The organism is Microbacterium sp. Bi128, assembly GCF_918698205.1.
The window spans coordinates 1-11,197 of record NZ_CAKKMM010000109.1 but is presented as its reverse complement, the minus strand read 5'-3'; the positions used below and the strand labels follow the sequence as shown (position 1 = coordinate 11,197).

9 protein-coding genes and 1 riboswitch are annotated in these 11,197 nt (G+C 72.2%); of the genes, 4 read left to right on the top strand and 5 right to left on the bottom strand.

Features of this window, described 5'->3' with window-relative positions:
• The 5 genes from LQV45_RS10310 to LQV45_RS10290 form a co-directional block, all read right to left on the bottom strand.
• Positions 1 to 659, bottom strand: a 659-nt coding sequence (locus LQV45_RS10310) for a cysteine desulfurase family protein (protein WP_230006930.1), incomplete at its 3' end; no start/stop codon positions are given.
• Positions 660 to 715: 56 nt separating this feature from the next.
• On the bottom strand, positions 716 to 1,573 hold the full coding sequence (gene nadC, locus LQV45_RS10305) for a carboxylating nicotinate-nucleotide diphosphorylase (RefSeq protein WP_230006929.1): 858 nt from the start codon (positions 1,571 to 1,573) through the stop codon (positions 716 to 718).
• The gene (gene nadB, locus LQV45_RS10300) at positions 1,567 to 3,084 is read right to left on the bottom strand and encodes an L-aspartate oxidase (protein ID WP_230006928.1); all 1,518 of its coding nucleotides are present in this window, start codon (positions 3,082 to 3,084) and stop codon (positions 1,567 to 1,569) included. Before nadB ends, nadC begins: the two co-directional genes overlap by 7 nt.
• The gene (nadA, locus tag LQV45_RS10295; protein WP_230006927.1) at positions 3,081 to 4,412 is read right to left on the bottom strand and encodes a quinolinate synthase NadA; all 1,332 of its coding nucleotides are present in this window, start codon (positions 4,410 to 4,412) and stop codon (positions 3,081 to 3,083) included. Before nadA ends, nadB begins: the two co-directional genes overlap by 4 nt.
• An 11-nt stretch (positions 4,413 to 4,423) precedes the next feature.
• Positions 4,424 to 5,149, bottom strand: a complete 726-nt coding sequence (locus LQV45_RS10290) for an NUDIX domain-containing protein (RefSeq protein ID WP_374208179.1) — start codon at positions 5,147 to 5,149, stop codon at positions 4,424 to 4,426.
• Between the two features lie 107 nt (positions 5,150 to 5,256).
• Between LQV45_RS10290 and LQV45_RS10285 the strand changes: the two genes are divergently transcribed.
• The 4 genes from LQV45_RS10285 (at position 5,257) to gcvP (ending at position 11,162) form a co-directional block, all read left to right on the top strand.
• Positions 5,257 to 6,432, top strand: a complete 1,176-nt coding sequence (locus tag LQV45_RS10285) for a MarP family serine protease (RefSeq protein ID WP_230006926.1) — start codon at positions 5,257 to 5,259, stop codon at positions 6,430 to 6,432.
• A gap of 95 nt (positions 6,433 to 6,527) precedes the next feature.
• Positions 6,528 to 6,622, top strand: a riboswitch (glycine riboswitch).
• A 156-nt stretch (positions 6,623 to 6,778) separates the two neighbouring features.
• Entirely contained in the window at positions 6,779 to 7,915 is a 1,137-nt protein-coding gene (gene gcvT / locus LQV45_RS10280; RefSeq protein WP_230006925.1) for a glycine cleavage system aminomethyltransferase GcvT, read from the top strand.
• Positions 7,912 to 8,286 carry a glycine cleavage system protein GcvH gene (gene gcvH, locus LQV45_RS10275; RefSeq protein ID WP_230006924.1) on the top strand — a complete coding sequence of 125 codons (375 nt, stop codon included), beginning with the start codon at positions 7,912 to 7,914 and terminating at the stop codon, positions 8,284 to 8,286. The genes gcvT and gcvH overlap by 4 nt, the downstream gene beginning before the upstream one ends.
• Positions 8,283 to 11,162: an aminomethyl-transferring glycine dehydrogenase gene (gcvP, locus tag LQV45_RS10270; protein WP_230006923.1), complete on the top strand. Its 2,880-nt coding sequence runs from the start codon at positions 8,283 to 8,285 to the stop codon at positions 11,160 to 11,162. The genes gcvH and gcvP overlap by 4 nt, the downstream gene beginning before the upstream one ends.
• Positions 11,163 to 11,197 lie beyond the last annotated feature (35 nt).

Genomic DNA, 11,197 nt, shown 5'->3' with positions numbered 1-11,197 from the left:
GCCACGTCGGGCGTTCCGGAGCGGCGTCCGCGTTCCTGTCCGCCGCCGTGCAGCAGCGGTTCGAGCGGCAGGCGTCCACGGACGGCGAGGATTCCGGTGCCCTTCGGGGCGCCGCTCTTGTGCCCCGCGATCGTGAGGGCGTCCGCGCCGAGCCCGGACAGCGGCAGCCACCCCGCGGCCTGGACGGCGTCGAGGTGCAGGGGGACGCCCCGCTCCCGTGCGACCGCGGCGAGGGTCGCGGCATCCTGTACCGTGCCGACTTCGTTGTTGGCGTATCCGATGCTGACGAGGGCCGTGTCGTCGCGGAGCAGCGCGGCGAGGTCGTCGGGGTCGAGGAGTCCCGTGCCGTCGACGGGGGCGTGGGTCACGTCGACGCCGTGGAGTCGCGCGAGGTAGTCGGCCGAGGCGAGCACCGACTCGTGCTCGATCGCCGTCGTCACCAGGTGCCGTTTGCCGCGGGGGAGGGCGCCGAGCACGAGCCCCTTGATCGCGGTGTTGTTCGACTCGGTGCCTCCCGAAGTGAACACGATGTCGCCGGGTCGCATCCCGAGGACGCCCGCGACGCGCGCGCGGGCGTCGTCGAGAGCGGATGCCGCGGCCTCGCCGACCTCGTGGTGGCTCGACGGGTTGCCGAACCAGCGGGTGAGGTACGGCGCCATCGCGTCGACGACCTCGGGGCGGACCGGGGTCGTCGCGGCGTTGTCGAGGTACAGGCTCACGTCGTGCGGATGCGGATGTCGAGACCGAGGTCGAGTGCCGGCGCGGAGTGGGTGAGCGCGCCGACGGAGATGACGTCGACGCCGGTCTCGGCGATCGCGCGCACGGTGTCGAGCGTCACTCCTCCCGAGGCCTCGACCACGGCGCTTCCGGCGATCTTCTCGACCCCGGCGCGCAGGTCGTCGAGCGAGAAGTTGTCGAGCATGATCGTGTCGACGCCCGCCGCGAGCACCGCGTCGATCTGGTCGAGACGGTCGACCTCGACCTCGACGTGGGTGGTGTGCGGCAGCCGCGCGATCGCGCTCTCGAGGGCTTGCGTCAGCGGCATCCCGCTCGCCGCGAGGACGGCGAGGTGGTTGTCCTTGGCCATCACCGCGTCCGAGAGCGAGAAGCGGTGGTTGTGCCCTCCGCCGTCGCGGACGGCCTGGCGCTCGATCGCACGCAGCCCGGGAGTCGTCTTGCGGGTGTCGACAATGCGGGCGCCGGTGTGGGCCACCGCGGCGACGTAGCGGCTCGTCAGGGTGGCGATCCCCGACATGCGCTGCACGAAGTTCAAGCCGATGCGCTCGGCGGTGAGCACGCCGCGCGCGGGCCCGGACACCACGGCGAGGACTTCGCCCGGGACGAACTCCGCGCCGTCGGCGACGCGCACCTCGACCCCGATGGTGGGGTCGGTCAGCGTGAAGGCGGCCCGGAACACGTCACTCCCGCTGAACACGCCGATCTCTCGGGCCATGAGCTCGGCGCGGGCCGTCGCGCCGGCCGGGATGAGGGTCTCGCTCGTGAGGTCCCCCCACGGGGCGTCCTCTTCGAGGGCGGCGGTGACGACGCGGTCGATCGCGGCGCGGGTCAGCATGCGAGGGCCTCCTGGGTGGCGGGGACGGATACGGCGGTGGGCGACGAGGAGGCCTCGTCCGAGCGGAAGTGCGCTCCGACCGATACGGTGCGCGCGAGCGCGGCCGCCACGACGTGCCGCGCCAGCAGGAGCAGGGCGTCGTCCTCGGCGTCGCGGGGGCGCGTGTCGGCGCTCCATGCGGCCAGGATGCCGGCGGCCCGGCGCAGACCGGCGTCGTCGCGGACGAGTCCGGCGTCGTCCCACATGAGCTGCTGCAGTGCCGGGCGCGAGAACGGTGGTGCGTCCGCCGCCGGGGCGACGGCGGCGAGCGGAACGGGAGCGGGGGCGTCGACGTTCGGCCACGCGGTGTCCGACGCGGCGGCTTCTCCCGCGCGGGCACCGAACACGGCGCCCTCGAGGAGGGAGTTGGATGCCAGCCGGTTCGCGCCGTGCACGCCGGTGCGCGCGGTCTCGCCCACGGCGTAGAGACCGGGCATCGTGGTCCGCCCGTCGAGGTCGGTCACGACACCTCCCATGAAGTAGTGCGCGGCGGGGGTGACGGGGATCGGCTCACGCGACCAGTCCAGCCCCCGCGCCCGTACGGCGGCGTCGATCGTGGGGAAGCGTTGAGCCAGGCGCGCGGCGCCGAGGCCGGTCGCGTCCAGCCGGACGGGGCGGCCGCCCTGGGCCGCCATCGCGCGAGCATTGGCGCGGGCCACGACGTCTCGCGGAGCCAGTTCGCCGTCGGGGTGCGCGTCGAAGGCGAACCGGCGCCCCGCGTCGTCGACCAGCACGGCACCGTCCCCGCGCACCGCCTCGGAGACCAGGAACGCCTCGCCCACGGCGAGCGCGGTGGGGTGGAACTGCACGAATTCGAGATCCGCCACGGCGGCGCCGGCGCGCAGGGCCGCAGCGATCCCGTCGCCGGTGGCGGAGGCCGGATTGGTCGTGTGGGCGTAGAGCTGTCCCGCACCCCCGGTGGCCAGGATGACGGCGTCCGCGCGGAGGCGTCGGCGCACGCCGCCCGACTCGACGTCGATGCCGACGACTCGGCCGTCCTCGACGACGAGATCGCGCAGGACGGTGTGCTCGCGCACGTCGAGGGTCCCCGCGCGCGCGGCCGCCCCCAGGGCCGACTGGATCGCCGCCCCCGTGGCATCTCCGCCGGCGTGCAGCACGCGCGGACGCGCGTGCGCCGCTTCGAGGCCCCGGGCGAAGTCGCCGTCGGCTCCGCGGTCGAAGGCGACGCCCCGGCGGACCAGTTCGGCGATGCGGGTGGGTCCTTCCGCGACGAGCGTCTGCACGGCGTCACGGTCGCCCAGGCCCGCGCCCGCGGTGATCGTGTCGGCGGCGTGCGAGGCGAGCGAGTCGTCCGCGCCGGTGACGGCGGCGATCCCGCCCTGCGCCCAGCGGGTGTTGGTGTCGGCGAGGGCGCCCTTGGTCACGACGGTGACCCGGCATCCGCGTTCGGCGGCGTGCAGGGCGGCGGTGAGCCCCGCGATGCCGCTGCCGACGACGATGACGTGGGTCATTTCACGGCGCCGTTCGGCTTCGCGGCCAACATGCGCTCGAGCGCCACGGTCGCCGGATCGGCGACGTCGGCGGGGACCGTGATGCGATTGACGACCTCGCCGGCGACGAGGGATTCCAGCACCCACGCGAGGTAGCCCGGGTGGATGCGGTACATCGTCGAGCACGGGCACACCACCGGGTCGAGGCAGAAGATCTCGTGCTGCGGGTACTGGGCGGCCAGGCGCTGGACCAGGTTGATCTCGGTGCCGATCGCGAACGTCGTCGGCTCGGTCGCGGCGGCGATCGCCGTGCGGATGATGTCGGTGGACCCGGCCTCGTCGGCGGCATCCACGACGTCCATCGGGCACTCGGGGTGCACGATCACACGCACGCCGGGGTGCTCGGCCCGGGCCTTCTCGATCTGCTCGACGGTGAACCGGCGGTGCACCGAGCAGAAGCCGTGCCACAGGATGACGCGGCTGTCCTCGAGCGTCGCGGCATCGGAGCCGCCGAGCGCTTTGCGGGGGTTCCACATCGGCATCTGCTCCAGCGGCACGCCCATCGCCTTGGCGGTGTTGCGTCCGAGGTGCTGGTCGGGGAAGAACAGCACGCGGCGCCCGCGGGCGAAGGCCCACTCCAGCACCGTCCGAGCGTTGGACGAGGTGCAGACGATCCCGCCGTGCCGTCCGACGAAGCCCTTGATCGCGGCCGAGGAGTTCATGTACGTCACCGGGATCACCGGCACGAGGCCCTCGGCATCCGGGGTGTCGAGGTCGCCGAAGACGTCGGCGAGCTGCTCCCAGCACTCCTCGACCTGGTCGATGTCGGCCATGTCAGCCATCGAGCATCCCGCGGCCAGGTTCGGGAGGATCACGGCCTGGTCGGGCTGCGAGAGCAGGTCGGCGGTCTCGGCCATGAAGTGGACACCGCAGAAGACGATCGCCTCGGCCTCGGGGTGGGCCTTCGCGGCGTTGGCGAGCTGGAACGAGTCGCCCACGTAGTCCGCGTGCCGCACGACTTCTTCGCGCTGATAGAAGTGCCCCAGCACGACGACGCGGTCGCCGAGGGTCGCCTTGGCCGCGCGGACGCGCGCGTCGAGCTCGTCGTCGGAGGCCTCGCGGTACTCACGCGGCAGCTCGCCCTGGCGGGGAGCGCCGGTGGGGATGACGTCGCCCATCGACGATCCCGGTCCGTAGCCCGGACGCGTGTCGAAGTCCCACGGGCCGACGGCGAGGTCGGTCGTGCACGTCGCGTCGGTCGTCGCACCCGAGACGATCGCCTGGATGACGTGGTCGACCGAGGGATCGATGTCGGCGCGGGGCTGCAGGGTGAGGGGTGTCGTGTTCATGGGCGGTCCGATCAGTGACGGGACGTGAGCGGGCCGCGGTCGGCCAGCTCCACGTCACGGTTGTAGCGGTACAGGCGGGCGGGGCGGTGGCTTCCGGTGCGGAAGCGCTCGGTCGGGATGACGGTGTCGGACGTGTCGATCTGGCGTCGGAAGTTCGCGGGGTCGAGCCGGCGGCCGATGATCGTCTCGGTGACCTCGCGCAGGTCGGCCAGAGTGAATTCGTCGGGCAGCAGACCGTGCGCGATGCGGCTGTAGCCGACCTTGTTGCGCAGGCGCCAGAGCGTGTACTCGACGATGTCGTTGTGGTCGAAGGCCAGCGCGGGGAGGTTCGTCGCGTCGAACCACTCGACGTTCTCGGGCGCGTCGCCCTCGCGCGCATGCGCGGCGACCTGGGCGTCGACCTCGTCGGATCGCAGGAGTGCCCAGTAGACGATCGACACCACTCGCGTGGGGGAGCGGTCGACCGCCCCGAAGGCATACAGCTGCTCGAGGTAGCTGGGGGTGAGACCCGTGGTCTCTTCGAGGGTGCGCGAGGCAGCGGCATCCAGGCCCTCGGCCGGGTCGAGCCAGCCGCCGGGGAGCGCCCACCGACCGTCGAAGGGATCACGCGTCCGCCGCACGAGGGGGAGGGAGAGGACGGGTTCGTCGTGCGCGTCGCGCCGCACGCTGAAGATCACGGTCGAGACCGCGACGCGGACGTCGCTGTCGCGGGGTTCGGGCTGCCGGGTTCGTGTCATTGTGACCATATCTCCGCGACGATCTTAGTGTCACCGTGACCCGAAGGGCAAAACGGGAGTCTCCCAGCGGCGCCGCGTACGCTTTTCGGACGACCCTGGAGGTAGGGATGCCGCTCGTCGACATCGTGCTGATCGTGCTTCTCGCACTCGCGCTCATCGTGGGCATCGCCCGCGGATTCCTCGCCACGATAGGCTTCTTCGCCGGCCTCGCGCTGGGCGGTGTCGCCGCGTTCTGGCTCATCCCGCTCGTGGGGCAATGGGTCGCCGACCCGATGTGGCGCGGCGCCGCGATCGTCGCCGCCGGAGTGCTGCTGCTGATGCTCGGCGCGGCCCTCGGAACCGCCGTCGGCAATGCGCTCCGTCGAGGAGCCGACCGCATCAAACTCCGGGTGCCCGAGCGCATCCGCGGCGGGCTCGTGAACCTCGCCGCCGCCGCCCTCGCCCTGTCGTTCTTCGCCGGCACCCTGACCACGGCCGGCGTGCCGATCGTCTCGACCGCCCTGGCATCCTCGACGGTCGTCCGAACGATCGACCGGCTCACGCCCGACCCCGTGCGCGCCGCGCTGGGCGAACTCCGCGGAACCGTCTTCGCCGACGGCATCCCGCGACTGGGACAGCTGATCCAGATCGGCCCGGTCCCCAGCGCCCCCGCGATCGCGCTCGACGACCCCGCACTCACCCGTGCCGCGCAGTCCGTCGCCCGCATCAGCGGCACGGCCTACGCGTGCGGCATCACCGCGAGCGGGTCCGGGTTCGTCGTCGCCGACGACCGCGTCGTCACCAACGCGCACGTCGTCGCGGGCGTCGATGCGCCGCTGGTCGAACTCCCGGGTCGAGAGGCCAAAGAGGGCCGCGTGGTCTATTTCGACCCGGTCGACGATCTCGCCGTCATCGCGGTCGACGGACTGGATGCCGCCAGCCTGCCGGTCTCGTCGGCGCTCGCCGTGGGCTCGGCCGCCGTCGTGCAGGGCTACCCCTACGGCGGTCCGTTCACCTCGGGCGGCGCGCAGGTGCTGTCCACCGGGACGGTCCCGGTGCCCGACATCTACGGTGACCAGTCCGCGCCGCGCGAGATCTACGCGCTGGGCGCGACGGTGCGGCCGGGCAACTCCGGCGGACCGCTCCTGACCCCCGCGGGAGAAGTGGCCGGCGTGGTGTTCGCGCGATCCGAGACCGACGACGACGTCGGGTACGCCATGACCCCCACCGAGCTCGACCCCGTCCTCGCGCAGCTGGGGTCGCTGTCGGCGCCGGTGGGATCGGGGAGCTGCACGACGCGCTGACCGCGCGGGCGATCGGGCCGATCGGTCCCCACCCGGCGGATGGCTGTGCGTCGCCGCCTCGGATACACTGGCGGCCACAAGTCCACACCGGCCCCATGATCGATGCGGGAGAGCTCCGGCGAACGCAGCCGGGCACCGAAGGAGCAAGCCTCCCCGCCAATCTCTCAGGTACGCGTACCGCGTCGATCGGGCCACTCTGGAAAGAGACCCGGGCACATCCGGCGGGTCCACCGACGGTGAAAGCCCGCGCGCGCATGCCGCCCGGGCGAAACTCTCAGGTCCATGACAGAGGGGGAGTTCTCAGGCGCCGACCGGCGTCTGACCGTCATCGCGAACGGCAGAACTCATGACCGACACCCCCGCTCCACCGCGCTCATCGCCGCTCCACGATCGGCACGAGGCCCTCGGCGCCTCGTTTACCGACTTCGGCGGATGGAACATGCCCGTGCGCTACTCCTCCGACCTGGCCGAGCATCGCGCTGTCCGTGAGGCCGCCGGCCTCTTCGACATCTCGCACATGGCCGAGTTCTGGGTGCACGACGGACGCGCCACCGATCTGCTGGACGTCGTCCTCGCCGGCCGCGTGTCGGCGATGCGCACGGGCAAGGCCAAGTACTCGCTCGTGCTCGCCGACGACGGCGGCATCGTCGACGATGTCATCGTCTACCGCACGGGCGAGCAGCACTACCTGGTCGTGGCGAACGCGGGCAACCGCGAAGCCGTGGCCGTTGCGTTCGCCCGTGTCCGCGAGAGCTGGCCGGCGGATGCCGGAGAGGCGCCGACCGTGTGCGACGTCACCGACTCCGTCGCCCTCGTCGCCCTCCAGGGGCCGCGAGCCCGCGGCATCCTCGAGTCCGTCGGCGCCGTCGAGATCCTCGGCACGCCGCTCGAGGAACTCGGCTACTACGCCTTCACCGAGGGCACCTTCGACGGGGATTCGCTGTTCATCGCGCGCACCGGCTACACCGGGGAGGACGGCTACGAACTGCTCGTTCCCGTCGAACGCGCCGGGGACCTGTGGGACGCCCTGCTCGCGGCCGGCGCCCCGCACGGTCTCGTCCCGTGCGGCCTCGCGGCCCGCGACACCCTGCGCCTCGAAGCCGGGATGCCGCTCTACGGACACGAGTTGACTCGCGAGATCGCGCCCGCGCAGGCCGGACTCGGCCGCGTCGTCGCGACCGACAAAGACGTCTTCGTCGGCAAGGACGCCCTGGCATCGCGCCCCGCGGACGCCCCCGTCCTCGTCGGTCTGGTCTCGGACGGCAAGCGCGCCGGCCGGGCAGGCTACGCCGTGCTCCGCCACGACGAGGTCGTCGGCGAGATCACCAGCGGCGCCCTCAGCCCCACCCTGGGCCACCCCGTGGCCATGGCGTACGTCTCGCCGACCGCGGCCGAACCCGGCACCCCTTTGACCATCGACGTGCGCGGGACCCGCATCCCCGCGACCGTCACCGCCCTTCCCTTCTACCGGAGGAACGCATGACCGACCTGACCGCTCTCCGCTACACCTCCGAGCACGAGTGGATCGCCCTCGACGGCGACCTCGCCACGGTCGGCATCACCGACTTCGCCGCCGAGAAGCTCGGAGACGTCGTCTTCGTCGACCTCCCCGCGACCGAGTCCACCGTCGCCGCCGGCGACGTGTGCGGCGAGATCGAATCGACCAAGTCGGTCGGCGAGCTCTACGCGCCGCTGAGCGGCACCGTCGTCGAGATCAACGACGCCGTCGTCGACGACCCCTCGCTCGTGAACGCCGACCCGTTCGGCGCGGGCTGGCTCGTCAAGATCCGCCTCGACGGCGACCTGCCCGGCGACCTCCTCGACCGCGCCGCGTACGAGGACCTCACCGCATGAGTCTGACCACCGCGCCCCGGACGGATGCCGCGACGCCCGCCGCCTTCACCGATCGCCACATCGGCATCGGTGCCGGTGACCGCGCCCGCATGCTCGACGTCGTCGGGTACGACAGCGTCGAGCGGCTCGTCGAGACCGCCGTCCCGGCATCCATCCACGTCCGCCCCCGCGAGACGAGCGCGCTGCCCCCGGCGGCGACCGAAGCCGAAGCGCTCGCCGAACTGCGCGAGCTCGCCGCGGCCAACCGCTCGGCCCGCCCGATGATCGGCCTCGGCTACTACGACACCTTCACGCCGTCGGTGATCCAGCGGAACGTCCTCGAGAACCCCTCCTGGTACACCGCGTACACGCCGTACCAGCCCGAGATCTCGCAGGGGCGTCTCGAGGCGCTCATCAACTTCCAGACGATGGTCACCGACCTGACGGGCCTCGCCACCGCCAACGCGTCGATGCTCGACGAGTCCACCGCGGTCGTCGAGGGCATGCTCGTGGCCCGGCGCGCATCGAAGGCGAAGACCGACGTGTTCCTCGTCGACGCCGATGCGCTCCCGCAGACCAAGGCGCTGCTCGCCCACCGGGCCGCGGCCGTCGGCGTCCGCCTGCACGAGACCGACTTCACCGGCGAGGTGCCGGAGTGCTTCGGGGCGTTCGTGCAGTACCCCGGCGCCACGGGGCGTATCTGGGACTTCTCCGACGTCGCTTCGGCCGTCCACTCCCGCGGCGGTCTCGTCGTGGCCGCCGCCGACCTCCTGGCTCTGACCCTCTTGCGCTCGCCGGGCTCGCTCGGCGCCGACGTGGCGGTGGGCACGACGCAGCGTTTCGGCGTGCCGCTCGGCTTCGGCGGCCCGCACGCCGGGTACATGGCAGTGCGCGCCGGGCTCGAGCGCCAGCTCCCGGGTCGGCTCGTGGGGGTGTCCGTGGATGCCGTCGGCAACCCCGCCTACCGCCTGTCGCTGCAGACGCGCGAACAGCACATCCGCCGAGAGAAAGCCACGTCCAACATCTGCACCGCGCAAGTGCTGCTGGCCGTGATGGCGGCGATGTACGCCGTGTACCACGGGCCCGACGGGCTGCGGGCGATCGCGACGCGGGTCGCGCGGACCGCCGACTCCCTGGCATCCGCTCTCCGTTCCTTCGACCTGACCGTGGCCGCGGACGCGTTCTTCGACACGGTCCGGGTGCACGTGCCCGGCCGGGCGCAGGACGTCGTGGATCGTGCCCGCGCGCGCGGCTACCAGCTGCTGTGGGTCGACGACGCCACGGTAGGCGTGTCGGTCGACGAGACGACGACGGATGCTGACGTCGCCGAGATCGTGGCATCCTTCGGCCTGCCGACCGGGGAGCTTCCCGAGGGCGAGGCGCTCCGCGGGGTCGAGGAGCGCCTGCACCGGGACGACGCGTATCTCACGCACCCCGTCTTCCACGCGCACCGCAGCGAGACGGCGATGATGCGCTACCTCAAGACGCTCGCCGACCGGGACTACGCCCTGGACCGCGGGATGATCCCGCTCGGGTCGTGCACGATGAAGCTCAACGCGGCGACCGAGATGGCCGCGGTGTCGTGGCCGGAGTTCTCGCGGGTGCATCCGTTCGCGCCCGAAGCCGACGTGCACGGCTACCTCGCGATGATCGAGCAGCTCGAGCGCTGGCTCGCCGAGGTGACCGGATACGACGCCGTCTCGCTGCAGCCGAACGCCGGCTCCCAGGGCGAGCTCGCGGGACTGCTCGCGATCCGCGGGTACCACCACGCCAACGGCGACACGCAACGGACCGTGTGCCTCATCCCGTCGTCGGCGCACGGCACGAATGCGGCTTCGGCGATCCTCGCGGGCATGCGGGTCGTGGTGGTCGCGTGCGATGAGGCCGGCAACGTCGACCTCGGCGACCTGCGGGCCAAGATCGCGCAGCACGCCGACGAGCTGTCGGCGCTGATGATCACGTACCCCTCGACGCACGGGGTGTACGAGCACGACGTGCTCGAGATCACGCAGGCCGTCCACGACGCGGGCGGCCAGGTGTACGTCGACGGCGCGAACCTCAACGCGCTGCTCGGGTTCGCGCGGTTCGGCGACCTGGGCGGTGACGTGTCGCACCTGAACCTGCACAAGACATTCGCGATCCCGCACGGCGGGGGAGGGCCCGGCGTCGGGCCCGTGGCCGCGAAGGCGCACCTGGCGCCCTACCTCCCGTCGCACCCGTTCTCGCAGCGCGCCGATCAGGCCGGTGGTGTGTTCGACGGCGGCCCGGTGTCGGCCGCCCCGCACGGCTCCGCTGGCATCCTGCCGATCTCGTGGGCGTACGTGCGCATGATGGGCGCCGAGGGGCTGCGGCAGGCCACCGCCGCCGCGGTGCTCTCGGCCAACTACATCGCCGCGCGCCTGCGCGAGCACTACCCGGTGCTGTACGCGGGCGAGGGCGGACTGGTCGCGCACGAGTGCATCCTCGACCTCCGTCCGCTCAAGGAGCAGACCGGGGTCACGGTCGACGACGTCGCGAAGCGGCTGATCGACTACGGCTTCCATGCCCCGACGATGTCGTTCCCGGTCGCCGGAACGCTCATGGTCGAACCGACCGAGAGCGAGGACCTCGCCGAGCTCGACCGGTTCGTGGATGCCATGATCGCGATCAAGAACGAGGCCTTCGCCGTCGCGGCGGGGGAGTGGCCCGCCGACGACAACCCGCTCGTGAACGCCCCGCACACCGCGGAGGCGGCGGTTGCGAACGAGTGGGCGCACGCGTATCCGCGTGAGACCGCGGTGTATCCGCAGCGGTCGCTCGTCCGCAACAAGTACTGGCCGCCCGTTCGCCGCATCGACCAGGCCTACGGCGTCCGCAACCTGGTGTGCTCCTGCCCCCCGCCGGAGGCGTTCGCCTGACGCGGCGGGGGGCAGGAGCACACCAGGTTGCGGTC